Below are 22,023 nucleotides of genomic sequence, written 5' to 3' on the forward strand. Positions count from 1 at the left end.
ACCTTCAGTAGACGTGACGCTAGAAGCCCTGGCACCCGGTGTCAACGGCACACCGGGTGCCTGTGATCCATTACCTCACCAGGAGGTCGAGCAATCGCTCGGTCTCGGCCGCCGGGTCGGTGGTCAGTCCGGTGTGCACGGGCCCGGGCTGGACGACCGTCGAGCGGGGCGCGATCAGCCAGCGGAAGCGCCGTCCGGCGTCGTCGCGCGCCGCCTGCCCGGCCGCCGCGCCGCCCGCGCACACGCCCTCGACGGCGCGCAGCGCGGCCCGCACTCCCGCCACGTCCGCTTCGGGGTCGAGGGCCAGCAACCGGGCCTCGTCGAGGTGGGTGCGGGCGCCGACGTAGGCCTTGGCCCGGCAGTAGACGAGCACGCCCGCGTTGATGCACTCCCCGCGTTCCACCCGCGGCACGACCCGGAGCAGGGCGTACTCGAAGACCTCCCGGTCGCTCACCCGGCCACCCCTGATGATGTGGCGCTCGCTCACCGTGCCTCCTCGATTCCGTTGATGCGTTCATGGACGACGGCGGCGCGGGCGAGCAGGGGCCGGGCGTACGCGCGGCGCAGCGCGTCCGGTGTGTCGAAGCCGGGCTCACCGGCGAGCCACTGGTCCGGAATCTCGGCGGTCACCTCGGCCAGCAGCTCCTCGGTGACAAGGGGGGCCAGCGCGGCGGCCGCGCCCGCGACATCGGGCGCGAAGGGCGCCAGGGCGTGGTCGGAGGCGTCGTAGGGCCGCGCGGCGGAGGTGTCGGCGCCGGGCCAGTTGTGGTGCCAGATCATGGTGGCGCCGTGGTCGATGAGCCACAGGTCGCCGTGCCACATCAGCAGGTTGGGGTTGCGCCAGGAGCGGTCGACGTTGCCCACGAGCGCGTCGAACCAGACGATCCGCCCGGCCTCCTCGGGGCCGACCCCGAAGGCCAGCGGATCGTAGCCGATCGCGCCGCTGAGGAAGTCCATGCCGAGGTTGAGTCCGCCGCTCGACCTGAGCAGTTCCTGGACCTCCTGGTCGGGCTCTCCGAGTCCCAGCACGGGATCGAGGTCGACCGTCACCAGCCGGGGCACCCTGAAGCCCAGACGGCGGGCGAGTTCACCGCAGACGACCTCGGCGACGAGGGTCTTGCGGCCCTGCCCCGCGCCGGTGAACTTCATGACGTAGGTCCCGAGGTCGTCGGCCTCGACGAGCCCCGGCAGCGAGCCGCCCTCACGCAGCGGCGTGATGTAGCGGGTCGCGATGACTTCCTTGAGCATCGCCCCAGGTTACTGGCGGGTCGGCCGCGGTCGGCGGCGGCCTGTGGCACAGTCGCGTCCCCCTGACAGCGCAACCACAGCCGTGTCTTACGTCCGCCCGATCTCGAAGCAGTCAAGATCTCGAAAGCATCTGAACAGCGATTGTCCGCAGGCCGTACCACCGGACAGAGCAAGGGACATCCGTGGAAGGGAACGTCAGCATGACCAGCGAATCACTCCAGCCCGTCTCCGCACCGGCCCGCCGCACGGTCGTGGGTGCGGTCGGCGTGACGGGTCTCGCCGTCGCGCTGACCGCGTGCGGGGGCTCGAACGACAGCTCCTCGGGCTCCGTCGGCTCGCAGAACGACAGCACGGCGAGCAGTGGCAGCACAGCGAGCAGTGGCAGCACGGCGAGTGGCGGCACCGGCGAGGGCAGCGGCGCGGTGCTCGCGAAGACCGCCGACATCCCCGAGGGCGGCGGCAAGGTCTTCGCCGACCAGGGCGTCGTGGTCACCCAGCCGTCGGCGGGCACGTTCAAGGCGTTCTCGTCCAAGTGCACCCACCAGGGCTGTGCCGTGAAGGACATCGCCGACGGCGTGATCACCTGCCCGTGTCACAACAGCCAGTTCTCCGCGACCGACGGCAGTGTGAAGAAGGGCCCGGCGACCCAGCCCCTGCCGGCCACGAAGATCACCGTGTCCGGGGGCGAGATCAAGCTCGCCTGACCCGGTGCCCGCTCAGGCCCGTGGTGCCCCGCGCCGCGGGGCGAGATGAGCAAGCACCTCGTCCGTGGTCGCGACCGTGGCGACCAGTGCAAGGGTGTTGCGGATCATCGCAGGGGTGTATTCGGGGGGCACCCCCGCGATGGCGTCCGCGGGCACAACCACGGTGTAGCCGCGGTTGACGGCGTCGAAGACGGTGTTCGGGATCGCCACGTTGGCCGAGACTCCGGTGACGATCAGGGTCCGGCAGCCGAGGTTGCGCAGCAGTGCGTCCACCTCGGTGCCCGCGAGGGGTGACAGCCCGTGCAGTCGGCGTACGACGAGGTCTTCCTCCGTCACCTCGATGGGCGGCGCGACGGCGACCGCCGCGGTGCCGGACAGTTGCTGCACCGGGAGCCGCTCGGCCGCGCGGAAGAGGCGCGCGTTGCGGTTCGCGCCCCGGCCGTCGGGACGGCGCTCGGCGATCGCGTGGATCACCTGGACCCCGCCCCGGTGCGCGGCCGCGACCAGCCGGGCCACACGGCCCAGAGCGCCCGAGGAGCGTGCCTGCCGGGCGAGTTCGGGCAGCGCGCCCTCCGGGCCCACGACGCCCTGCTGGCACTCGACGGTGAGCAGCACCGTGGTCCGCGGGTCGAGGAGTTCGCTGAGCCGTTCGTACGACGACATGGCTCCCCTTGGCGTCGGCGGTCGGGCGGGCGAGGGTAGCGAGCCTCACGGGAGGACGGAAGGAGCACGCCGCGGACGGGACGCGAACGGCGGCCGATGACGGGCGCAGTGCGGGCGGTGACGGGCGGGGGTGCTGCCGATGACGGGTGGAGTGCGGCCCGGTCGGTGAAGGCCGTTGCGGGTGGGCTCGGGAGGCCCCATTCTTTTCTGACGTGATGTCAGAGGATCTCTCTGGCACGACGTGGGAGAAGAAGAGGGGGACCGTATGGCCGACACTCAGCGCCGAGGCCGGAAGATCATGATGACGCCCGGCGAGCTGGACGAATTCCTCGTCAGCCAGCGCACCTGCCGGGTGGCGACGGTGTCGGCCGACGGCACCCCGCACGTCAGCGCTCTGTGGTTCGCCTGGGACGGCATCTCGCTGTGGCTGTACTCCGTGGTGCGCAGCAAGCGCTGGGCCGATCTGCGCCGCGATCCGCGCGTGGCGATCATCGTGGACACGGGCGAGGAGTACGAGCAGCTGAGGGGCGTCGAGCTGTCCGGCACGATCGAGTTCGTGGGCGAGAGTCCCCGCACCGGGGAGCTGTGCGCCGAACTCGACATACCGGAGACCCTGTTCGCGCGCAAGAACTTCGGGCTGGACGAGATGCCGTACGACGGCCGCCACGCCTGGCTGCGGCTGACCCCGGCCAAGATCGTCTCCTGGGACTTCCGCAAGCTGGGCTCGCGGTAGCCCGCCGGGCGGCGGCTCCCGTGACCGGTCACCCGGCCGACACGGCCTGCCCCGCCCCCCGGAGCGCCTCCACGGCCGCCCGGATCGACGGACGGCGGTCGGCGTCGGCGCGCCAGACCACGTAGACATGTCTGCGCACCCGTTGGCGCAGGGGAACGGTGACCACGCCGGCCGGCATCGGATCCCGCCCCAGCAGCGGGGCGATGCACACGCCGAGTCCGGCCGCCACCAGTCCGAGCTGGGTGTGGGTCTCGGCGGCACGGTGGCCGATGCGGGGTTCGACGCCCTTGGAGCGCAGGGTGAAGATGAGCCACTCATGGCAGAACTCACCCTCGCCCCAGGTGATCCACTCGTCGTCGGCGAACTCTCCGAGGTCGGCCTCGGGACGGTCGGCGAGCCGATGACCCACGGGCACCGCCACATCCGCCGGATCGTCCAGGATCGCCGCCTTCACGAGTCCGTCGGGCAGCGGCATGGGCTTGTTGTACCAGTCCAGGACGACCGCGAGGTCGAGGTCGCCGCGCACCACTCCGGCGACCCCGGCCTCCGGCTCCAGCTCGCACGACCGCAGGCGCAGGGCGGGATGGTCGGACCGCAGTGCGGCAAGCGCCCTCGGGAACAGCCCACGCGCCGCGGTGGGGAAGGCCGACAGGCGCAGCTCCCCCGCCACCTGTCCGCGCTGCGCCTCCAGATCGGCCTGGGCGAGCTCCACCTGCGACAGGATGCGTGCCGCATGATCGGCGAGGAGCCGGCCCGCGTCCGTGAGCCGCACGCCCCGGCCGTTCCTGGCCAGGAGCTGCTGGCCCACCTCCCGCTCCAGCTTGGCCATCTGCTGGGAGACGGCCGAAGTCGTCACGTGCAGCCCCTCGGCCGCCCCGCTGACCGAGCCGTGCCGGGCGAGGGCGTCGAGGGTGCGCAGGCGCTCCAAATTCAACATGTAAGCGATGCTACGAGATATCGCGTGCAAAATCTCGATTGTGCTACGAGGTTGATTCCGTCATCGTTACGGCCATGAGCACCGTCGCCACCACACGAGCCGTCGCAGACACCCCCGTCACGCCCCGCCGCCGGACCGCCCTCGACTGGCGGATCCGCTTCGGTGTCCTCTCGCTGATCTGGGGCTTCAGCTTCCTCTTCATCAAGGTCGGCACGCAGGCGTACGCCCCGTTCCAGGTCACCCTCGGCCGCCTGGTGTTCGGGACGGCGGTGCTCGCCGCCGCGATGGCCGTCAAGCGCGACCGCCTGCCCCGCGGCGCCCGTACCTGGGGCCACCTCGCCGTCGCGGCGTTCCTGCTCAACGCACTGCCGTTCTCGCTCTTCGCCTACTCCGAGCTGACGATCCCGTCGACGCTCGCGGGGATCTGCAATGCCACCTCGCCCCTGTGGGGCATGGCCCTGTCGCTGGTCGCACTCTCCGAGGACCGGCCGACACGGCGCCGGGTCGCGGGGCTCGGCATCGGCTTCCTGGGCGTGCTGACGGTGCTCGGCGCCTGGCAGGGCTTCCACGGCCTGGACGTGACGGGCACGGCGATGGCCCTGCTCGCCTCGCTCAGTTACCCCGTCGGCTGGATCTACGTGCGCCGCACCCTGGCCGGCACCGGCCACTCGCATCTGTCCCTGACCGGTGCCCAGCTGTTCCTCGCCACCGTCCAACTGGCCGTGGTGACCCCCCTGTTCACCACCCTGCCGAGCCGCTTCCCGCTGCTGCCGCTGCTCGCGGTCGCGGCCCTCGGCGCGCTCGGCACCGGGCTGGCCGTGCTCCTCCAGTACGGCCTGGTCGCGGAGGTCGGGCCCACGACGGCCCAGATGGTCACGTACTTCATCCCCGTCATCGCCACCGCGGCCGGGGTCGCGATCCTCGGTGAGTCGCTGACCTGGTCCACCCCGGTCGGAGCGGTCATCGTGCTGGCGGGCGCGGCACTGACCCAGGCCCGGACCAGGCCCGGCGGGCGGACCGGGCACGAGGAGCGGGACCGGGACCGGGATCGGGATCGGGATCGGGATCGGGACTAGACGTAGCTGCGGGCGGGGCCTGGGCCGAGGGCGGAGGCGACCGCGTCCGCCAGCGGCCCGTTCTCGTCCTCCATCAGCGTCGAGACGGTGATCCGGATGCCGGGCGGGGCGCTCATCCGGTAGCGGGCGCCGGGCGCGACGGCCCAGCCCGCATGCAGCAGCCGCGCGACCACCGCGGTCTCGTCGGGCACCGGGACCCACACGTTCATCCCGCTGACCCCGTGGGCCGCGACACCACGGGCCGCCAGCGCGGCGATCAGCCCGCCGCGACGCCTGCCGTACGCCGCCGCCACCGCCGGTGCGTCCACCGCGCCGTCGGCCCACAGCCGGACCAGGGCCCGCTGAGTCACCCGGCTCACCCAACCGGGGCCCAGCCGCTGTCGTCCCCGGACCCGGTCGACCGTGACCCTGTCGCCGGTGAGCACGGCGATCCGCAGGTCGGGGCCGTAGGCCTTGGCCGCCGAGCGCACGAAGGCCCAGTGCCGGGTCGCGCCGGCGAGCGGATGGAGGGGCACGTCGACGATGCCGTGACCGTGGTCGTCCTCGATCAGCAGAGTGCCGGAGTGCGCCCGGAGCACCGACCGCAGGGCACGCGCGCGTGCGGCGCTCACCGCCGCGCCGGTCGGGTTCTGCGCCCGGTCGGTGACGATCAGGGCCCGTGCCCCGGCCTCCAGGGCGTTGCGCAGACCGTCCGGAAGCGGTCCTTCGTCGTCGACGCGGACCGAAACCGTGCGCAGACCGAGCGCCGGCACGAGATCAAGGGTCCTGCCCCAGCCGGGGTCCTCGACGGCGACCGTGTCTCCCGGCCTCAGATGGGCCTCGAGGACCCGTTCGACGGCGTCCAGCGATCCGGAGACGACGGCGAGCGGCCCGTCCGGAACCCCGTCGGCGTCGAGGCCGGCCCGCGCCAGTCGGGCCAGCTCCGGCTCCACGGCGACATCTCCGTACAGCACCGGTGCGCCGTCGCCCTGGGCCGCCGCGGCCGCGAAGGCCCCCGCCAGCGGCGGCAGCAGCGCGGGGTCCGGATTCCCGCTCGACACATCGCGCACCCCCTCGGGCACCTCCACATGGATGTGGTCCCGGCCCGTCGTGGCCGGTGCGGACCGCACCCGGCTGCCCCGCCGTCCGGCGGTCTCGATGACCCCGCGGTCCCGCAGGACGCGATAGGCGGCGCCGACGGTATTGGGATTCACGCCCAACTCGACCGCCAAGTCCCTTACAGGTGGCAGCGGTTGGCCCGGTTCCAGCTCTCCGGCACCCACCGCACGCTCGACGCTCGCAGCGATCTCCGCTGCGCGTCGCCCTTCGATCCGATACCCTCCTAGCACAAAGAAGATTATGCACTAGTCCAATCAGGAGCGCCCATGCCGGGGACCTCGCAGCCGACGTCGTCGCCCACCGCCTACACGCCGACCGACCGCACCGTCCCCACGCGTTCCGCGGACCGGGCGTCGTACGACAAGGAGCTGGTGCACGCGATACTCGACGAGGGCTATGTCTGCCACCTCGGCTTCGTCCGCGACGGCGCACCGGTCGTCCTGCCCACGCTCTACGGCCGGGTCGGCGAGCGGCTCTACGTCCACGGTTCGACCGGTTCGCGTCCGCTGCGGATGTCGGGCGAGGCGGACCCCGGGCTCGCGGTCTGTCTGACGGTGACGCATGTCGACGGGCTGGTCCTGGCCCGCTCGGCCTTCCACCATTCGATCAACTACCGGTCGGTGCTGGTGCACGGCATCGCCCACCAGGTCACCGACCCCGAGGAGCGGCGGATCGCCCTCGACGCACTGGTGGACCATGTCGTCCCGGGCCGCTCCCGCGACTCGCGCCCCGCCAACAAGAAGGAGCTCGCGGCCACGGCCGTGATCCGGCTCGACCTGGACGAGGTCTCCGCCAAGGTGCGCACCGGCGGCGTGAACGACGAGCCCGAGGACCTCTCCCTTCCGTACTGGGCGGGCGTGGTCCCGGTCCGCAGGGAGTACGGCGCCCCGCAGGCCGACGCCGGCCTGCCGTCCGGTGTGGCGCTGCCGGACTACCTGACGGTCCTGTGATGCTGATCCACCCCTGGGACGCGCCCCACGACGACGCCGAGTGGCAGCGCTGGCTGGCCGTCCACGACTTCGGGCAGCTCGCCGTCAACGGACTGCCGGGCGAGCCGCCGTACGTCCAGCCGCTGCACTTCGCGTACGACGGGGAGCGGGGCGAGGCGGTGGGCCACCTGGCGCGGCCGAATCCGCTCTGGGCCGCCCTGGAGGCGAACCCGGACGTGCTGCTCAGCGTGGTCGACGACTATGTGTACGTGCCGGGCCCCTGGCAGGCGGCGCCCGGTATCCCGTCCGAACACGGCGTGCCGACAAGCTTCTACGCGGCGGTCCAACTCCGTTGCACCGCCCGCATCGTGGACGATCCGGCCGAGAAGGCGGGTCTGCTCAACCGGCAGATCGGCCACTTCCAGCCGGAGGGAGGCTCGGCCCGCGCGGCGGCGGGCGAGGCCCCGTACGGCCGCATGCTGTCGGGCATCCGCGGTCTGCGGCTCGAAGTGACCGGCGTACGGGCGAAGTTCAAGTACGCGGGCAACAAGACGGAACGGGTGCAGGACCGCATCGCGGCCGGACTGGCGGGGCGGGGCGGACCGGGCGACGCGGCGGCCCGAGAACATCTGCGGCGCCGACGCGGAGCGTGACGGGCCGGGGTGCGGGTCCGGCCGGCCCCGCACCCGCACGCCCGCCGGTTCGGTCAGCCCGACGGCGGCCTCGCCGCACCGTCCGGTGACCGGTTCCGTGGCGGTCCGTCACACGAGGACCGGCTCCTTTTCCGGTACCCGTACACCGCGCGCCTCCGCCAGGGCCAGCCCCGCGACCGAGCCCAGCATCAGCGCGGTGCCTCCGGCGGTCGCCGCGGTGAGCCGCTCACCGAGCAGGGCCACGGCGAGCACCGCCGCGCTGACCGGCTCGAGCAGCATCACCACGGACACCGTGGCGGACCGTACGACGGACGCGCCCGCGAAATAGAGGGCATAGGCCAGGGCCGTGGGGACCGCCGCGATGTACGCCACCATCCCCCCGAGGAGCACCGGTTCGGCGGTGTGCGGCACCAGCCCCTCGGCCAGGGCGAACGGCAGCAGGATCAGGGTGGTGACCGCGAACGCCGACACGGTGGTGCCGGACACGTCGGCCGCGCCGTCTCGGCCCCACCATCGGGTGAGCAGGGTCATGACCGAGTAGCCGGCCGCCGAGGCGACGGCCAGCAGCACGCCCCAGGGGCGCACGGTCGCTTCCCCGCTGCCGAGGACGAGCACCCCGAGCCCGGCGAGCGCTCCGACGACGGCGGTCACTCCGCTCCGGCCGAGCCGCTCCCCCATCGTGAGCCGGGCGCCGAGCGCGATGAGCACCGGGCCGGCGCCCAGGGTGACGACGGTCGCCACGGCCAGTCCGGTGGCCGAGACCGCCGCGAAGTAGGCGGTCTGGAAGACGGCGAGCCCGAGGCCGGTCGCCCCCGCCCGCAGCGCCCTGCGCGCGCGTGGTTCCGGTACGGCGGTGCGGGCGCGCGGGCGCAGCGGGCGAGCGGCGAGCAGCAGGACGAGCCCGGCCGCGCAGCGCCAGAAGGAGAGGGCGACGGGCCCCATGTCACTGGCCCGGTAGACCAGGGAGGCGGCCGCGCCCGCGGTACCCCAGGCGACACCGGCGACGATCAGATACAGCAGGCCTCGCCCGACGGGCAGGCCGGATGCGGCATTCGACATGTTGTGGTCTCCGCAGATACGCAGAAGTTCGGGAAGGGCCCCGAGCGTCGGGGGCCGTGGACTTCTTCTGCGGGCAGCACCGTTCCGCCCGGCGGCGTGCCGGGCGTGGATTCCGGAGGGCCCGCCCTCAGGCGGCCGGGGGCGGAAGAACGAGTGCGTCGGAATGCATGATCGACACCTTAGGCGGCCGTGCCCCGGGGCGACAACTTCCTTTCGGCGCCCCCGCTCGCGACCGGTTCCGGCGACCCCTGTGCGGGTGCGGAGGACTGGGCGATGAAGGCGCCCACCAGGACGACCGCACCACCGGCCAGTTGCGGCGCCGAGAGGTGCTCGCCGAGCAGCACCCAGGCGAGGACGGTGGCGATGACCGCTTCCAGGCACGCCACTACGCCGGCCACTTGGGGTGAGAGGCGGCGCACGGACAGCACTCCGGTGATGTAGGCGAGGACCGTGGCGACCAGCACGATCCAGGCCAGCAGCAGGACGGCCGGGACCGGGGTGCCGTTCATCTTCGCGGTGCCCACGAGGACGGACCAGTCCATGGTCCAGGGGCGGGCGACGACGGTGAGCACTGCGGCCCCGAGGAGCAGTCCGTAGGCGATGACGCCGAGCGGGTCCGGGGCTTCGGCGCCCGCCTCACTGCCCTGGTCCGACAGGACGAAGTAGCCGACCTGACAGCAGGCGGCGCCGAGCGCGAGCAGCACCCCGAGGGGGTCGAAGCCCAGACCGGACCACACCTCCACGACACAGGCGAGACCGCCGACCGCGAGGACCACGCCGATCGCCGCGGCGCGTGTGACGGGCCGCCGCTGCACCAGGCGCACCCAGCCGAGCACAAGCGCGGGCGCGAGGTACTCGATCAGCAGGGCGACTCCGACCGGGATACGGGAGAGGGCGGCGAAGTAGCAGGCCTGCACGCCGGCCACGGCGAGCAGGCCGAAGCCGGTGAGGAGCGCGGGGCGTTCGCGCAGCAGCGCGCGATGGCGCACGGCGAGCGGGAGCGCCACGAGCGCGGCGCCCGCGACCCGCAGCCACACCACGTGGAGCGGGTCCAGACCCGCCTGGATCAGCGGCTTGGCCGCGACACCGGACCCGCCGAAGGCGAGCGCGGACGCAAGGGCGAGCCCCAGGCCGAAGCCCCGGCCACGGGTCCCCTGAGTCCCCTGAGACATGTGCATCGGCACATGATGACAGGCGACGACATGAGCGTCATCACCGATGGCACCTGTCTCATGGGCTGGACGTCTGCGCGTCCGGCCGGGGTGCTCGGCAGGGCGGGATCCGCGGCGGGAGTGCCGTCGGTGTCCCGTCCCCGCTCCGGACATCCCCTGCTTCCGGGGTCCCGGCGGCGTACTCCTCCGCCGCTGTCCCCGCCTCGATCCGGGCCTGAAGCGCCCCTACGTCGACGCCCGCGCGGCCGAGGACCTCGACGGCCCGCGACTCCGGGTCCGCCAGGATGGCGGCGAGCAGATCGAGCCCCCGCGCGCGTGCGGCGCCTCGCCGGGCCGCGCGCCCGTAGGCCGAGTTCAGGGCGCTCGCCGCCGCCGGCGACCAGCGCTCCGGTTCGCCGAGCACCGGCAGGGCGCCGGAGTCCTCGACCGTGCTCTGCCAGCGCAGGCCGTAGCCGATGGCCCGCTGGACCAGGTAGCCGAGCAGCCGTGCGATCTGCGGGCCGTCGAAGGCGGACCGCACCTCGGCGTCGGACTCCAGGAGAGTGTGCAGCAGATGCGCCGTGTCGGTCTGCCGGTCACCGTCCCGCACCGCCCTTCTGCGGGCACCCGCGACCACCGCTGCCAACTCGGCGGTGAGCCTGGCATCGAGGTGGGTGCGGTGCGCGCCGGGCGCGGCGGCCGGCCGCTGGGAATGACGGGGTGGCACATCCCCTACCCCACCAGTCCCGGCGGCCCGGGTCATCCCCGGCGGGCAGCATCTTCGCATCCGACACAGGTTGGGGATGGCCGACCTGCTTCTCCTCCCTACGGATGAGATCGCGCGGTTTTCCCTGACCAACCGCGCGCCGCCTTGCCCGGGGCCACCGCCGTAACCGCCCCCGATTCCTGACGGCCCATCAGTATTGAATGTTCGGGTTCCCGGGGCTACCTTCCGCGACACCGTAGCTGCGCCCGCCGCAGCAGCCGACGCCAAGGGGTGGTCGTATGGCCGAAGTCAGCGCGGAAGCACGTGTGGCGGCGCCCGCCGAGAAGGTGTGGGCCCAGCTCACGGACTGGTCGGCGTACGGCGAGTGGAACGCGACCCACACCGGCTTTCCGAAGGGCGGCCCGCAGGTCCTGGAAGTGGGCGGGACCTTCGAGGAGAACATGAAGCTCATGGGTTTCCCGGCCGAGGTCGCCTGGACCATCGAGGAACTGGTGCCCGGGCGCGTCCTGGCCATCCGCGGAACGGGTCCGATGGCCGTGAACCTCGCCACGCGCTACACGCTGACACCGCAGGGCGAGGGCACCTCGGTACGTATCGAGGGCGAGTTCACCGGCGCGGCGGTCTCCCTCATGGCGGGCAGGCTGAAGGACTCGGCGACGACCGCGCTCCAGGAGTCGCTGCGCCGGCTCGGGGCGCTGGTGTCCTGAACCGGCAGACGTGCAGGCGCCCCGCGGTCGTGTACCGCGGGGCGCCCGCACGGGCCGTGACCCGTCGTACCGTCAGCTCTCGTCGGCGAGGATCAGATACAGCCTCTTTCGGGCCTCGTTGATGACCGCGAGGGCCTTGTCGCGCTGCTCCTTGCTGCCGGTCTTCCAGACCTGGCCGAACGCCTCCATCAGACCGAAGCCGGCCTGCCGGATCTCGTGCAGAGCCTCCCAGTCGACGCCTCGCGAGGCCTCTTCCCACGGGGCCTCCGGGCCCTCGTCGGCCACGGCACGACCCGCCTCGGTGAGCGAGAAGAGCTTCTTGCCTCCCTCGCTCTCACTGGCGATCAGCCCCTCGTCCTCCAGCAGCTGGAGGGTGGGGTAGACCGAGCCGGGGCTGGGCTTCCACGCCCCGCCGCTGCGCTCGGCGATCTCCTGGATCATCTCGTAGCCGTGCATCGGCCGGTCCTTGAGGAGGGCCAGGATCGACGCCCGTACGTCACCCCGCCGCGCCCTGCCGCGCGGTCCGCCGCGGCCACGGCCGCCCCAGGGTCCACCCGGCCCGAAGAATCCTGGGCCGCCGAATCCGGGGCCGCCGGGACCTTGGGAGCCACCCGGCCCGAAGGGCCCGAAGGCCGCGCGCCGCATCTCGAAGCCACCCCGCGCACGATGAGCGGGGCCGCCGTGGTGGTGTCCGTGCCGTTCGAATCCGAAGTCCTGTCCACGGGAACGCATCGCCATCACTCCATCCATCGTTGATCTGTCGCGATGCGTCAACGATATATCGGAAACCTCGGCATGACAAGACTCGTCGTCTCAGGCAGCACGCGCCGATACGGTGGGTCGATGACATCGATCAAGAAGTTCCAGGTCACCTTCGACTGCGCAGAACCTGAGCGCCTCGCTCGTTTCTGGTGCCAGGTGCTGGGGTATGTCGTACCGCCGCCACCGGAGGGGTTTGCCACGTGGGACGATTTCAAGCGCTCGCAGCCACCTGAGCAGCGGGATTCCTGGTTCGCCTGCATTGATCCCTCAGGTGTGGGCCCGCGACTGTTCTTCCAGCGCGTCCCCGAAGGGAAGGCCGCCAAGAACCGCGTGCATCTCGATGTGCGGGTCGGCACCGGACTCGTGGGTGAAGAGCGCCTCGCCGCACTCGAGGCCGAATGCGCGCGACTGGTCCCGCTCGGCGCGGTACACGTGCGGACGCTGTATGACGGCAATGATGCGTGCATCCCGATGCAGGACATCGAGGGCAACGAGTTCTGTATCGACTGAGGGGCCGCGAACGTGTCCTCGTTCCCTCCCCATGGGCCAAGACGAGGAACCGCCCCCGACCTGTCGAGGTGTTCTGCCGGAGCCCGAGCGCCTGATCCGGCGATCCATGCCACAGCGCCGTCCGGTCGTGGCGTTGTCACTGGTGACTGCGATGATCACCGTGGCTGGCGTCAGCGCGCCGGCATCACGACCCGGGGTGGCTCGAATGGATACATGGCAGGAGCTCTCGGCCCTGGTGGAGAAGCGGCTGAAGGCGGTGTCGTCCGGCGAGCGCGGCGCCTTCGCGTGTGGGAAGGCGTTCTTGGCGACCCCACGGCCTTCTCGGAAGAAGGAGACGAACACCTTCCCGACCCGGACGAGGCACTGGCTGCTGCACTGCAGCGGCAGCTGGCCTCGCTACTCCCGTATGGGACTGGCCATCGACACGTCGATCCGACTCCGCGTCGAGCTACGCGCTCCCCTTTCCAGCCAGTCGACGGAGTGAGGGGTGGCCGGCCACCCAGGCGGCACTCGGGTCCAGCCACTGCGAATTGGCCTTGGCCCGGCCCGTGCGCCGGGGTCTAGCGTCGGCCCATGCGGATCCGAATCGTCGACGCCTTCACCGACCGCCCCTTCACCGGCAACCCGGCCGGTGTCCTCCTCCTCGACGCGTTCCCGGAGGACGACTGGCTGCAGCACGTGGCCCGCGAGGTCAACCACGCCGAGACCGCGTTCGCCCGCCGTCTGCCCGAGGGCGGCGAGGCCGACTGGGCGCTGCGCTGGTTCACGCCCGCCACCGAGGTCGCCCTGTGCGGCCACGCGACCCTCGCCACCGCCCATGTGCTGCACACCACGGGCGCCCACGAGGGCACCGTACGCTTCGCCACCCGCAGCGGGGTGCTGAGCGCGGCGCCGCACGAGGACGGCTCGATCACCCTGGACTTCCCCGCCGCCCCCCTGTCCCGGGCCGAGATCCCCGAAGGACTCTCCGATGCCCTCGGTGCCGCACCCCTCACCGCCGTCGACACCGGCCCCGACGTCGGCGACCTGATCCTCGAACTCACCGACGAGAAGACGGTGCTCGGCCTCGCCCCCGACCACCGGGCGCTGGGCCGCCTCTCCCGGCGGGGTGTCATCGCGACCGCCCGCGCCGAAGACCCTTCACGGGGATACGACTTCGTCTCGCGTTGTTTCTTCCCGAACATCGGCATCGACGAGGACCCGGTCACCGGCAGCGCCCACACCGCCCTGGCGCCCTACTGGGCCGAACGCCTCGGCCGCTCGGACCTCACCGGTCTGCAGGCCTCGCCGCGCTCGGGCCGCGTCCGCACCGCACTCCGCGGCGACCGCACCCTGCTCACCGGCCATGCGGTCACCGTCATCGAGGGCGAACTGCTCGGCTGACGCGGCGGCGGGTCACGAGGAAGGGGCGTACGGCAGTGCCGTACGCCCCTTCCGTCGTGGCCCCTCACGCCGTGGGCAACCAGCCCACCTTCCCCGCCAGCAGCGCGTACCCGACGAAAGCCCCGATGTCCAGCAGCGAGTGGGCCACCACCAGGGGGCCGACCCGGCCCCAGCGCCGGTAGAGGTAGACGAAGACCACCCCCATCGCCATGTTGCCCAGGAAGCCGCCGATGCCCTGATAGAGGTGGTAGGAGCCGCGCAGCACCGAGCCGGCCACCAGGGCCGTGCCGGGGGTCCATCCCAACTGGTCGAGCCTGCGCAGCAGATAGCCGACGACGATGACCTCCTCCAGCACCGCGTTCTGCACCGCCGACAGGACGAGCACCGGGAACTTCCACCACACATCGGGCAGCGCCTCCGGCACCACCGTCAGGTTGGCGCCGAAGCCCCGGGCGGCCAGGTAGAACGCGATGCCGGTGGAACCGATCACCGCGGCGATCGCCGCACCGCGCCCGAGATCCGGCCACGGCCGCGTGCGGTCGAAGCCGAGCGTGCGCAGCGACGCGCCCTCCCGCAGCAGGAAATGGGCGACCAGCGCCACCGGCACCAGCGCGGTCGCGATCCCGAAGAGCTGCCAGGCCAGATCCAGCCAGGGGCGGCCGGGTGCGGCCGACGCGTTGAGGGTGGCCGCCTGCTCCTTGAGCCCCCCGGGCTTGGTGACCGAACCGACAAAGCTGATCAGCGCCGACACGCCGCTCGCACCGAGCGACAGCGCCAGCACCAGCAGCGTCTCGTTACGGAGAATCCGTCGCGTCGGCCGCTCCGCCGCAAAAGAGTCGGCCACCGCCCCTTCGTCCACCTGCACTCCCGCCTCCTGTTGCGCCATGAGCCATCCCGCCTCGTCCCATCTTCGCCTGCCGCGGCCCTCGGCAGAAACGCCGAAGATCGCTCGCGAGGCCGTGGGGGAACGGACGCCGATCGGGGCGCACCCGCTGGTCCCTTGCTCTGCCATACGGGTGCTTCACGGCACGGACTCAACAGGGAGGGCCGGTCCGGAGCGCTCGAGGTCCCCGGCCGGGCGGGCGGCCGGGGCCGGGAGTCGCCGCTCAGCCCAGCAGCACCGGTTCCGGTAACCCGACCGGCCAGGTGTGCACCGGCTCACCGGCGTGCATCAGCTCGCCGTACCGCCGGGTCGTCGCGGCCAGCGCGGCGTTCCGGTCGAGCCCCCGCTCCAGGGCCCGGTGGAAGGTGGCGGCCTGCCAGGTCGCGCCGTTGGCCCTGAGCCTGCACCGTTCCTCGATCACACCGAGGTAGAAGTCCCGGTCGGCCGGCTCGACCCCCCATGCGTCGAGCCCCGCCGCGGCGAGTGGCAGCAGTTCGTCGCGCACCAGGTCCACGGCCTCCACCTCGGTGGTGCCGCCGTACCGCCCGCGCCTCGGCCATCGCAGTCGTGCCTCGATGCCGTAACGGCAGGCGTCGTCGAAGTTGGCGGCGGCGGCCTCGAACGGCAGTCGTGTCCACACCGGCCGCGCGTCCTCGGCGAGGGCGCGCACGACGCCGTAGTAGAAGGCCGCGTTGGCGATCACATCGGTGACCGTGGGGCCGGCGGGCAGCACCCGGTTCTCCACCCGCAGATGCGGCACACCGTCGGCGACGCCGTACACCGGCCGGTTCCAGCGGTACACCGTGCCGTTGTGCAGGACGAGTTCGGCGAGCTTGGGTGTGCCGCCCTGGTCGAGTACGCCCAGGGGGTCCTCGTCGTCGCAGATCGGCAGCAGCGCCGGGAAGTAGCGCAGGTTCTCCTCGAAGAGTTCGTAGGCCGACGTGATCCAGCGCTCACCGAACCAGGTGCGCGGGCGCACCCCCTGCGCCTGGAGTTCGGGCGGCCTGGTGTCGGTGGACTGCTGGAACAGCGGCGGCCGGGACTCGCGCCACAGTTCACGTCCGAACAGGAAGGGGGAATTGGCGCCTACGGCGATCTGCGCCGCCGCGACCGCCTGCGCCGCGTTCCAGACGTCGGCGAAGCGCCCCGGGGTCACCTGGAGGTGCAATTGGACGGACGTACAGGCGGCTTCGGGCGCGATCGAACGGGAGGTGCACACAAGCCGCTCCACCCCGTCGATGTCGAGGGTGAAGTCCTCACCGCGGGCGGCCAGGATCTGGTCGTTGAGCAGGGTGTACCGGTCGACGGCGGAGAGGTTGGAGGAGACCAGGTCATCGCGGTCGAGCGTCGGCAGAATGCCGATCATCACGATGCCGGCGTCGACCTCGTTCGCTTTCCGGTGGGCATAGGCCAGCGAGGTGCGCAACTCCTCGGCAAGCCGGTCGAATACCCTGCCGCCGAGCCGATGTGGAGCGATGTTGACTTCGAGGTTGAACATGGCGAGTTCTGTTTGGAAATCTCGACTGGCAATCCTTTCCAGCACTTGCGCATTCATCATTCTCGGCATGCCGTCGGGCCCGGCGAGATTCAATTCGATCTCCAGACCCACGAGGTTCTTCGGGCGATCGAACCGCTTCTCCTCCAGCAGTCGCGCAAGTCCCGTCAGGCACTGCCTGAGCTTGTCGCGGTAGCGCTGACGATCGGACAGGTCGAACATCCCTGCCACGACCTTCTCTCCCATCGGGTACGTCCCTCCTAGGATGGGCAGGCCCACGTTCCGGCCGCTGCTGACCGGGTCACGGTGGATGATGCCCCGGCAACGCGATCGATAACGTCCCCGCGTGCGGCCGCCACCCGCTAGGCTGGGCGGGCAGTATCACCGGGCACATTCAGAGGGCATGCCGCAGTAGGCAGTTTCACGGCGCAACCATGTCGTGAAAAACGCCGACGAGAACCGGCCGACCGTTACGGGCGAGTAATCCGAGGTCGCGACCGTTGGGCCCGCCAGGTATCGGGACGAATACCGCTTATCGGCGACCGGATATCCCCTTGTTCGTCATACGCGGGACGACTAGACGAAACATTGCATGAACATGTGTCGTATAAACTTTTCGCACGGGGCAGAGAGAGTTGGCGCGCGGTCCTGAGCCCTGCCGTCGAGACGCCTCCATTCGTCCGGGCACAGTTCCCCTGCTCCTCTGACCCCGAGAGCTGACAGCGCTGTCCGCCCGCCCTTCTCCGCCCCGCCCCCCGCGCCACCGTGCCTGTCGAATGAGAGGCGACCCACCATGCTGCTGCATGTCCCCCCGGCACCCGCGCCCGCTCTCCGCTCCGTCCTCACGGCACTCGGTTCCCCCACCGCTGTCCAGGAGGCTCGTACCCCGTCCCTGCGAGCCGCCCAGGGCCCCACGACACCCGAACTCCCGCTGCCCGTGCACGTTCTGGACCGGATCACCCCCGAGGGCGCCTGGGCCACCCGGCTCACGGGGTGGCGTTTCCTCATCCGCTGCGGAGACCGAGCCGTCGCCGCCGCCGAGACCATGCTGACCCCTGACGGCTGGGCCTTCTCGCACTTCTTCGAGGGCCCCTACATCGCCGCCACCGAACACGCCCTGCGCCAGGCGGAGGCGGTGACCCAGCCGTACCAGGCCCGGCTGCTGTCCGTGCCGACGCTGTACATGCTCACCCTGTGGCTGCACGGCGACTGCTCGGGCGACGGCGCGACAGGCTCCCCGGCCGCGGCCGATCTCCTGGTTCCGCTCGCCCCGGCCCCGCCCGGCATAGCGGCCCACCGTCCGCGCCGCGTCGCCGACCTCCTGCCGGTGCTCACCCTGCGGATGACTCCGGCCCCGCTGCTCGGCTCACCCGCATAGGCACAGACCCGCCCGGCCCGTGCCCCGCCGCCGGAAACGGCCGCGGGGCACATGGCGTGGATACGCCGGCGCACCCACACGCCGACTGCGGCTCGCGGGCTCCCCTTGCGGCTTCCCGAGCGGCGTCCCCGGGTCGCCGGACCCCTCTTCCCCGCGCGGCGACGGCAGGGCGGCCGGCGCGCGGCCGGCGCGCGCAGGCTCCCGGCCGCGTGGTGAGCAGCACGGATACGGCTGTCACCGGGCGCCGGTGCCGGCCGGCCAAGCGGCGGAGTAGCCGAGTGCGGTGCCCGGCTCCACCACGGTGGCAGCACACGTACCTCGGAGAGACCCTTCTGGCCGTCAAACCGCCCTGAAACGACCAGGGCGGGACGAAGCGCCGGGCGGGCCACTCGGACTAGCCCCTTACGGCCATCGGAAACCACCCGAAGGAACGGGGAGTTGGACTGAACCGCCCGCCCGGGTGACGCGTCATGAACCTGTGAGAACCGGTACAGCGAAATGCCTGCGGATGGACGGCCGTGAGGCAACACTGGGTTCCGGTACGTATCGCCAACGGGGGGGCGGCCATGAACGACGCGACGAGCCGCAGGACAGACACGACAGCCATCTCATCCATCACGCCAGAGCGAGAGATCCCATCCACCATGTGCCAGCACCAGCCACCGTGCCCGACCGCCGAATCCGCCGACCGGGAGTCCGCCCGTCTTGTGGCGCACCACCCGGAGCAGGGATGGAGCCTGCTGTGTAACGGCGTTCTGCTCTTCGAGGACACCGGTGAGCTTCTGCCCGACGGCCAGATCATCGCCCCGCACCGCCCGCTGGGCACGGACCAGGTGATGACGGCCGCCTGAGCGGCGCACGACGGGGCCGAGAACCGCCCCGTGACACGAGGGGCGGACGCTGCCCCGACATACGAGGGGCCGGCCGGAGACGAACGCTCCGCACCGGCCCCGACGCATATCCGGTGCCGATTACTCTTCGTAAGCGTCCAGCGGCGGGCAGGAGCAGACCAGGTTGCGGTCGCCGAAGGCCTGGTCGATGCGGCGCACCGGCGGCCAGTACTTGTCCGCGGAGGACACGCCGGCCGGGAAGACGGCCTCGTCGCGCGTGTAGGCGTGCTCCCACGTGCCGCCGAGCGCCGCGGCGGTGTGCGGGGCGCCCCGCAACGGGTTGTCCTCGGCGGGCCACTGGCCCGAGCCGACCTTCTCGATCTCGGCGCGGATGGCGATCATCGCGTCGCAGAACCGGTCCAGTTCGGCGAGGTCCTCGGACTCGGTCGGCTCGATCATCAGAGTGCCGGCGACCGGGAACGACATGGTCGGCGCGTGGAAGCCGTAGTCGATCAGCCGCTTGGCGACGTCGTCGACGCTCACGCCCGTCGCCTTGGTCAGCGGGCGCAGGTCGATGATGCACTCGTGGGCGACCAGCCCGCCCGGTCCGGTGTACAGCACGGGGTAGTGCGGCTCGAGGCGCTTGGCGACGTAGTTGGCGGAGAGCACCGCCACCTGGGTGGCTCGCTTGAGGCCCTCGCCGCCCATGAGCCGGACGTACGCCCACGAGATCGGCAGGATGCCCGCCGAGCCCCACGGGGCGGCCGAGATCGGGCCGATGCCCGTCTCCGGACCGGCCGCGGGCTGCAGCGGGTGGTTCGGCAGGTACGGCGCCAGATGCGCGCGCACGGCGACCGGGCCGACGCCGGGACCGCCGCCGCCGTGCGGGATGCAGAACGTCTTGTGCAGATTGAGGTGCGAGACGTCGCCGCCGAAGTGGCCGGGCTTGGCGAGGCCGACCAGGGCGTTGAGGTTGGCGCCGTCGACGTACACCTGTCCGCCGGCCTCGTGCACCGCGGCACAGATGTCGGCGACGTGCTCCTCGAACACGCCGTGCGTGGACGGATAGGTGATCATCAGCACCGCCAGTTCGTCGCGGTACTGCTCGATCTTGGCGCGCAGGTCCTCGACGTCGATCTCGCCGTCCTCCGCGGTCTTCACGACGACGACCTTCATACCGGCCATGACGGCGCTGGCGGCGTTGGTGCCGTGCGCGGAGGACGGGATGAGGCACACGGTGCGCTGATCGTCGCCGTTGGCACGGTGGTAACCACGCACCGCGAGGAGACCGGCCAGCTCGCCTTGTGAACCGGCGTTGGGCTGGAGGGACACCTTGTCGTAGCCGGTGACCTCGGCGAGCCGCTGCTCCAGCTCGCCGATCAGCGTGAGATAGCCCTGCGCCTGCTCGGCGGGCGCGAAGGGGTGCAGCTGCCCGAACTCGGACCAGGTGACCGGCTCCATCTCGGTGGTCGCGTTGAGCTTCATGGTGCAGGAGCCCAGCGGGATCATGCCGCGGTCGAGCGCGTAGTCGCGGTCGGCCAGCCTGCGCAGATAGCGCAGCATCGCGGTCTCGGAGCGGTGCTGGTGGAAGACCGGGTGCATGAGGTAGTCGTCGGTGCGCAGCAGCGCCTGCGGCAGCGCGTCCTCGGTGGTCGCGTCCAGCGCCGCGACATCGCCCTCGACGCCGAACGCGGTCCAGACGGCACCCAGCTGGGCCCGCCCGGTCGTCTCGTCACAGGCGATGGACACATGGTCGGCGTCGACCGGGTGCAGGTTCACGCCCCGCTCGCGGGCGGCGGCGACCACCGCGCCTGCCCGGCCCGGCACCCGCACGGTCAGTGTGTCGAAGTAGGAGCCGTGGACGACCTCGACCCCGCCGGCGGTGAGGCCGGCGGCCAGGACCGCGGCGTACCGGTGCGTGCGTCGCGCGATGGTCCGCAGGCCCTCGGGCCCGTGGTAGACGGCGTACATCCCGGCCATCACGGCGAGCAGCACCTGGGCGGTGCAGATGTTGCTGGTCGCCTTCTCACGGCGGATGTGCTGCTCCCGCGTCTGCAGCGCGAGCCGGTAGGCCTTGTGCCCGTCCGCGTCCACGGAGACGCCCACGAGCCGGCCGGGCAGGCTCCGGGCGAACTTCTCGCCCACCGCCATGTAGCCGGCGTGCGGGCCGCCGAAGCCCATCGGCACGCCGAAACGCTGGGTGGTGCCGACGGCGATGTCTGCGCCCAGCTCACCGGGGGAGGTCAGCAGGGTGAGCGCGAGCAGATCGGCGGCGACGGTGACGAGCGCGCCCAGCCCGTGTGCCTGCTCGATGACCGGCTTGATGTCGCGTACGGCACCGGAGGCGCCCGGGTACTGGATCAGTACGCCGTTGATCTCCCGCTCGGCGATCTCGGCCGGGATGCCGTCGCTGAGGTCGGCTACGACGACCTCGACGCCGGTGGGCTCGGCACGGGTCTGGATCACGGCGATGGTCTGCGGCAGCGCGTCCGCGTCGACCAGGAAGAGGCCCTTCTTGTTCTTGCCCATGCGCCGGGACAGCGCCATGGCCTCGGCTGCGGCCGTGCCCTCGTCGAGCAGGGAGGCACCGGAGGTCGGCAGGCCGGTGAGTTCGGCGACCATGGTCTGGAAGTTGAGCAGCGCCTCGAGCCGGCCCTGCGAGATCTCCGGCTGGTACGGGGTGTAGGCGGTGTACCAGGCCGGGTTCTCCATCACGTTCCGGAGGATCACCGGGGGCGTGAAGGTGCCGTAGTAGCCCAAACCGATCATGGAGTCGAGGACCTGGTTGCGGTCGGCGAGCGAGCGCAGCTCTGCCAGCACCTCTGCCTCGGTGCGCGCGCCCGGCAGGTCCAGGGCGTCGGCGTTCTTGATCACATCCGGGACCGCTGCGGCCGTGAGCTCGTCGAGCGAGCCGTAGCCGACGTGCGCGAGCATCTTGGCCCGCGCCTCCTGGTCGGGCCCGATGTGGCGCTGCTCGAACGGTGTTCCCTGCTCGAGCTCGGAGAGCGGAATGCGATGGGGGGTCATTGCGGAGGCCTCCTGGTCTGACGCGACCTTCGAGGGGCACCCCGGCGCGGGTACCCCGACGGCCTCCCCC

Annotated in this window: 23 protein-coding genes; 11 read left to right on the forward strand and 12 right to left on the reverse strand. The window is 71.7% G+C overall.

The window, feature by feature from the left end; all coding sequences use genetic code 11:
- Positions 1–70: 70 nt before the first annotated feature.
- Together LZ604_RS31125 and LZ604_RS31130 are read right to left on the reverse strand one after the other, a co-directional pair.
- A complete protein-coding gene (locus LZ604_RS31125; RefSeq protein ID WP_234519245.1) occupies positions 71–487 on the reverse strand; it encodes a DUF3037 domain-containing protein in 417 nt (138 codons plus the stop codon).
- Entirely contained in the window at positions 484–1,248 is a 765-nt protein-coding gene (locus LZ604_RS31130; protein ID WP_234519246.1) for a HipA family kinase, read from the reverse strand. The genes LZ604_RS31125 and LZ604_RS31130 overlap by 4 nt, the downstream gene beginning before the upstream one ends.
- A 200-nt stretch (positions 1,249–1,448) precedes the next feature.
- Between LZ604_RS31130 and LZ604_RS31135 the strand changes: the two genes are divergently transcribed.
- Positions 1,449–1,952 (forward strand): Rieske (2Fe-2S) protein, encoded by a 504-nt coding sequence (locus LZ604_RS31135; protein WP_234519247.1) that lies wholly within the window; start codon positions 1,449–1,451, stop codon positions 1,950–1,952.
- A 12-nt stretch (positions 1,953–1,964) separates the two neighbouring features.
- Here LZ604_RS31135 and LZ604_RS31140 read toward each other — a convergent pair whose 3' ends face one another.
- The gene (locus tag LZ604_RS31140; protein ID WP_234519248.1) at positions 1,965–2,615 is read right to left on the reverse strand and encodes a cysteine hydrolase family protein; all 651 of its coding nucleotides are present in this window, start codon (positions 2,613–2,615) and stop codon (positions 1,965–1,967) included.
- A 265-nt stretch (positions 2,616–2,880) separates the two neighbouring features.
- On the opposite strand from LZ604_RS31140, the gene LZ604_RS31145 reads away from it, so the two are divergent.
- On the forward strand, positions 2,881–3,348 hold the full coding sequence (locus LZ604_RS31145) for a pyridoxamine 5'-phosphate oxidase family protein (protein ID WP_234519249.1): 468 nt from the start codon (positions 2,881–2,883) through the stop codon (positions 3,346–3,348).
- Between the two features lie 28 nt (positions 3,349–3,376).
- On the opposite strand, the gene LZ604_RS31150 is transcribed toward LZ604_RS31145, so the two are convergent.
- Complete coding sequence (locus tag LZ604_RS31150; protein WP_234519250.1) at positions 3,377–4,285, reverse strand: LysR family transcriptional regulator; 909 nt, start codon at positions 4,283–4,285, stop codon at positions 3,377–3,379.
- Between the two features lie 74 nt (positions 4,286–4,359).
- Here LZ604_RS31150 and LZ604_RS31155 point away from each other — a divergent pair, with 74 nt between their 5' ends.
- The gene (locus LZ604_RS31155) at positions 4,360–5,361 is read left to right on the forward strand and encodes a DMT family transporter (RefSeq protein ID WP_234519251.1); all 1,002 of its coding nucleotides are present in this window, start codon (positions 4,360–4,362) and stop codon (positions 5,359–5,361) included.
- Here the strand turns inward: LZ604_RS31155 and LZ604_RS31160 are convergent.
- Positions 5,358–6,689, reverse strand: a complete 1,332-nt coding sequence (locus LZ604_RS31160; RefSeq protein WP_234519254.1) for an aminotransferase class I/II-fold pyridoxal phosphate-dependent enzyme — start codon at positions 6,687–6,689, stop codon at positions 5,358–5,360. The genes LZ604_RS31155 and LZ604_RS31160 overlap by 4 nt on opposite strands.
- A gap of 36 nt (positions 6,690–6,725) precedes the next feature.
- On the opposite strand from LZ604_RS31160, the gene LZ604_RS31165 reads away from it, so the two are divergent.
- Complete coding sequence (locus LZ604_RS31165) at positions 6,726–7,409, forward strand: pyridoxamine 5'-phosphate oxidase family protein (RefSeq protein ID WP_234519256.1); 684 nt, start codon at positions 6,726–6,728, stop codon at positions 7,407–7,409.
- Positions 7,409–8,041 carry an FMN-binding negative transcriptional regulator gene (locus tag LZ604_RS31170; RefSeq protein WP_234519257.1) on the forward strand — a complete coding sequence of 211 codons (633 nt, stop codon included), beginning with the start codon at positions 7,409–7,411 and terminating at the stop codon, positions 8,039–8,041. The genes LZ604_RS31165 and LZ604_RS31170 overlap by 1 nt, the downstream gene beginning before the upstream one ends.
- A gap of 108 nt (positions 8,042–8,149) precedes the next feature.
- Here the strand turns inward: LZ604_RS31170 and LZ604_RS31175 are convergent, their stop codons facing one another.
- From LZ604_RS31175 to LZ604_RS31185, 3 genes are all read right to left on the reverse strand, one after another.
- The gene (locus LZ604_RS31175) at positions 8,150–9,100 is read right to left on the reverse strand and encodes a DMT family transporter (RefSeq protein ID WP_234519258.1); all 951 of its coding nucleotides are present in this window, start codon (positions 9,098–9,100) and stop codon (positions 8,150–8,152) included.
- A gap of 179 nt (positions 9,101–9,279) precedes the next feature.
- Positions 9,280–10,278 carry an EamA family transporter gene (locus LZ604_RS31180; RefSeq protein WP_234519259.1) on the reverse strand — a complete coding sequence of 333 codons (999 nt, stop codon included), beginning with the start codon at positions 10,276–10,278 and terminating at the stop codon, positions 9,280–9,282.
- 52 nt (positions 10,279–10,330) lie between these two features.
- Positions 10,331–11,014, reverse strand: coding sequence for a Clp protease N-terminal domain-containing protein (locus tag LZ604_RS31185; RefSeq protein ID WP_234519260.1), 684 nt, complete (start codon positions 11,012–11,014; stop codon positions 10,331–10,333).
- Between the two features lie 242 nt (positions 11,015–11,256).
- Between LZ604_RS31185 and LZ604_RS31190 the strand changes: the two genes are divergently transcribed.
- Positions 11,257–11,685, forward strand: coding sequence for a type II toxin-antitoxin system Rv0910 family toxin (locus tag LZ604_RS31190; protein ID WP_234519261.1), 429 nt, complete (start codon positions 11,257–11,259; stop codon positions 11,683–11,685).
- Positions 11,686–11,757: 72 nt separating this feature from the next.
- Here the strand turns inward: LZ604_RS31190 and LZ604_RS31195 are convergent, their stop codons facing one another.
- Entirely contained in the window at positions 11,758–12,417 is a 660-nt protein-coding gene (locus tag LZ604_RS31195) for a PadR family transcriptional regulator (protein ID WP_234519262.1), read from the reverse strand.
- A gap of 111 nt (positions 12,418–12,528) precedes the next feature.
- Here LZ604_RS31195 and LZ604_RS31200 point away from each other — a divergent pair, with 111 nt between their 5' ends.
- The 3 genes from LZ604_RS31200 (at position 12,529) to LZ604_RS31210 (ending at position 14,340) form a co-directional block, all read left to right on the forward strand.
- Positions 12,529–12,957, forward strand: coding sequence for a VOC family protein (locus tag LZ604_RS31200; protein WP_234519263.1), 429 nt, complete (start codon positions 12,529–12,531; stop codon positions 12,955–12,957).
- Between the two features lie 205 nt (positions 12,958–13,162).
- Positions 13,163–13,441, forward strand: a complete 279-nt coding sequence (locus LZ604_RS31205; RefSeq protein ID WP_234519265.1) for a hypothetical protein — start codon at positions 13,163–13,165, stop codon at positions 13,439–13,441.
- A gap of 89 nt (positions 13,442–13,530) precedes the next feature.
- Entirely contained in the window at positions 13,531–14,340 is an 810-nt protein-coding gene (locus LZ604_RS31210; RefSeq protein WP_234519267.1) for a PhzF family phenazine biosynthesis protein, read from the forward strand.
- A gap of 64 nt (positions 14,341–14,404) precedes the next feature.
- Here the strand turns inward: LZ604_RS31210 and LZ604_RS31215 are convergent, their stop codons facing one another.
- Positions 14,405–15,226, reverse strand: coding sequence for a CPBP family intramembrane glutamic endopeptidase (locus tag LZ604_RS31215; protein WP_267972062.1), 822 nt, complete (start codon positions 15,224–15,226; stop codon positions 14,405–14,407).
- 220 nt (positions 15,227–15,446) lie between these two features.
- Positions 15,447–16,964 carry a glutamate-cysteine ligase family protein gene (locus LZ604_RS31220; protein ID WP_234519269.1) on the reverse strand — a complete coding sequence of 506 codons (1,518 nt, stop codon included), beginning with the start codon at positions 16,962–16,964 and terminating at the stop codon, positions 15,447–15,449.
- 547 nt (positions 16,965–17,511) lie between these two features.
- Between LZ604_RS31220 and LZ604_RS31225 the strand changes: the two genes are divergently transcribed.
- The gene (locus tag LZ604_RS31225; RefSeq protein WP_234519271.1) at positions 17,512–18,096 is read left to right on the forward strand and encodes a hypothetical protein; all 585 of its coding nucleotides are present in this window, start codon (positions 17,512–17,514) and stop codon (positions 18,094–18,096) included.
- A gap of 644 nt (positions 18,097–18,740) precedes the next feature.
- Positions 18,741–18,947, forward strand: coding sequence for a DUF5999 family protein (locus LZ604_RS31230; RefSeq protein WP_103840200.1), 207 nt, complete (start codon positions 18,741–18,743; stop codon positions 18,945–18,947).
- 120 nt (positions 18,948–19,067) lie between these two features.
- On the opposite strand, the gene gcvP is transcribed toward LZ604_RS31230, so the two are convergent.
- Positions 19,068–21,953 carry an aminomethyl-transferring glycine dehydrogenase gene (gene gcvP / locus LZ604_RS31235; protein WP_234519275.1) on the reverse strand — a complete coding sequence of 962 codons (2,886 nt, stop codon included), beginning with the start codon at positions 21,951–21,953 and terminating at the stop codon, positions 19,068–19,070.
- Positions 21,954–22,023 lie beyond the last annotated feature (70 nt).

Source organism: Streptomyces glomeratus (assembly GCF_021462825.1).
In the GTDB taxonomy this organism is placed as follows: domain Bacteria; phylum Actinomycetota; class Actinomycetes; order Streptomycetales; family Streptomycetaceae; genus Streptomyces; species Streptomyces glomeratus.

Bases quoted from the DNA above. Each gene is read 5' to 3' on its own strand.
- LZ604_RS31205 (WP_234519265.1), top strand. From the start codon at position 13,163: ATGGATACATGGCAGGAGCTCTCGGCCCTGGTGGAGAAGCGGCTGAAG.
- LZ604_RS31155 (WP_234519251.1), top strand. From the start codon at position 4,360: ATGAGCACCGTCGCCACCACACGAGCCGTCGCAGACACCCCCGTCACG.
- gcvP (WP_234519275.1), bottom strand. From the start codon at position 21,953: ATGACCCCCCATCGCATTCCGCTCTCCGAGCTCGAGCAGGGAACACCG.
- LZ604_RS31170 (WP_234519257.1), top strand. From the start codon at position 7,409: ATGCTGATCCACCCCTGGGACGCGCCCCACGACGACGCCGAGTGGCAG.
- LZ604_RS31145 (WP_234519249.1), top strand. From the start codon at position 2,881: ATGGCCGACACTCAGCGCCGAGGCCGGAAGATCATGATGACGCCCGGC.
- LZ604_RS31190 (WP_234519261.1), top strand. From the start codon at position 11,257: ATGGCCGAAGTCAGCGCGGAAGCACGTGTGGCGGCGCCCGCCGAGAAG.
- LZ604_RS31200 (WP_234519263.1), top strand. From the start codon at position 12,529: ATGACATCGATCAAGAAGTTCCAGGTCACCTTCGACTGCGCAGAACCT.
- LZ604_RS31195 (WP_234519262.1), bottom strand. From the start codon at position 12,417: ATGCGTTCCCGTGGACAGGACTTCGGATTCGAACGGCACGGACACCAC.
- LZ604_RS31185 (WP_234519260.1), bottom strand. From the start codon at position 11,014: ATGACCCGGGCCGCCGGGACTGGTGGGGTAGGGGATGTGCCACCCCGT.
- LZ604_RS31215 (WP_267972062.1), bottom strand. From the start codon at position 15,226: ATGGCGCAACAGGAGGCGGGAGTGCAGGTGGACGAAGGGGCGGTGGCC.
- LZ604_RS31130 (WP_234519246.1), bottom strand. From the start codon at position 1,248: ATGCTCAAGGAAGTCATCGCGACCCGCTACATCACGCCGCTGCGTGAG.
- LZ604_RS31165 (WP_234519256.1), top strand. From the start codon at position 6,726: ATGCCGGGGACCTCGCAGCCGACGTCGTCGCCCACCGCCTACACGCCG.
- LZ604_RS31140 (WP_234519248.1), bottom strand. From the start codon at position 2,615: ATGTCGTCGTACGAACGGCTCAGCGAACTCCTCGACCCGCGGACCACG.
- LZ604_RS31175 (WP_234519258.1), bottom strand. From the start codon at position 9,100: ATGTCGAATGCCGCATCCGGCCTGCCCGTCGGGCGAGGCCTGCTGTAT.
- LZ604_RS31220 (WP_234519269.1), bottom strand. From the start codon at position 16,964: ATGGGAGAGAAGGTCGTGGCAGGGATGTTCGACCTGTCCGATCGTCAG.
- LZ604_RS31210 (WP_234519267.1), top strand. From the start codon at position 13,531: ATGCGGATCCGAATCGTCGACGCCTTCACCGACCGCCCCTTCACCGGC.
- LZ604_RS31180 (WP_234519259.1), bottom strand. From the start codon at position 10,278: ATGCACATGTCTCAGGGGACTCAGGGGACCCGTGGCCGGGGCTTCGGC.
- LZ604_RS31225 (WP_234519271.1), top strand. From the start codon at position 17,512: ATGCTGCTGCATGTCCCCCCGGCACCCGCGCCCGCTCTCCGCTCCGTC.
- LZ604_RS31135 (WP_234519247.1), top strand. From the start codon at position 1,449: ATGACCAGCGAATCACTCCAGCCCGTCTCCGCACCGGCCCGCCGCACG.
- LZ604_RS31230 (WP_103840200.1), top strand. From the start codon at position 18,741: ATGTGCCAGCACCAGCCACCGTGCCCGACCGCCGAATCCGCCGACCGG.
- LZ604_RS31150 (WP_234519250.1), bottom strand. From the start codon at position 4,285: ATGTTGAATTTGGAGCGCCTGCGCACCCTCGACGCCCTCGCCCGGCAC.